This is a genomic window from Peribacillus sp. P4_C12, from assembly GCF_056402095.1.
Window position 1 is genome coordinate 1 of sequence record NZ_JBFUIB010000933.1, and the last position, 1,010, is coordinate 1,010.

Sequence of the window (1,010 nt, forward strand, 5' to 3'; positions counted from 1 at the left end):
GGGGAAGAGGTTCCAATTGGATCATATTATTTTAAAACGGCTCCCTTGTTTGAGACAGGCAGTGAAGAATATGCTTTTTTAAATCGAAATATTTTTGTAGGAGAAGGCATCAGAAGACCGTATGATGTTCAAATGAAATTTTATCAGGTACTTTGATTTTTGGTTTTCCCTCTTTCATTATGTGTTTCTTCATTTACAATAGATTTAGAGAGAATTCAGGAAGGAGGGATGGATTTTGTCTGACAGCAAAAGAGAGAAATTAATGAGAAAAGTAGATAATCATTTGCGAAAGACATCGCGTTATCTGATTAAGATTGACACAGAAGAAGAGGCACTGCAGTATTTGACCGATTCCTTTCGATCTGAACTATACTGCGATTTTGTTGGTGTCGTGTTAGATGAGGGTGGGCAGCTTTTGCCGAAAGCGTGGAGCGGCAACATACCTTCTGTAACCGAAGCCTTTCCATTTTCCACAGTTGACTGTTCTTCCAAACTCTTCCACCAAAGCGTAACGTATAAAACAGCGGATGTTCCGAAAAATTGCCATATGGCAAAAATATTGAAGAAGGCCAATATTAAAACTTGGTTTACTGTCCCCCTCAAAGACGACATTCACCATTTTGGCTTCTGCATAGTTGGTTTCTTAAGCTTCGTGCCGCTTTTGGATATGGAAATTCATTTTGAGGAATTTGGAAAGGATATGGCAGTAGCCATGGCAATGGCCAGGCAAAAGAAAACACAGCTGAAAAAAATAGAAGGCATTGAATGGATTAGCAAAAACCTCTCACTCGATGCACCATTTGAAACCCATATCGCCGAACTGACCTCTAGGGCAGGAAAGGGGACTAATGCTGATTTTGCGTGCATTTATTTATATAATGAAAAAGAAAACTGTTTAGTATTCCAACAACCCGCTTACGGGAAGATGGAATACGCAAAAAAAATTATGGTCCAAGATAATTATATGCTGAAAGACCACTTTCCCTTTCTAGAAACACCTGGTGGGAATC

At 39.2% G+C, this 1,010-nt stretch carries 2 protein-coding genes; both read left to right on the plus strand.

Annotation, left to right across the window (positions count from 1 at the left end; genetic code table 11):
* The first annotated feature begins 15 nt into the window (after positions 1-15).
* The gene (locus AC1DUW_RS30370) at positions 16-156 is read left to right on the plus strand and encodes a DUF3237 family protein (RefSeq protein ID WP_477644383.1); all 141 of its coding nucleotides are present in this window, start codon (positions 16-18) and stop codon (positions 154-156) included.
* 79 nt (positions 157-235) lie between these two features.
* The coding region (locus AC1DUW_RS30375; RefSeq protein WP_477644382.1) for a GAF domain-containing protein at positions 236-1,010 on the plus strand (775 nt) is incomplete at its 3' end.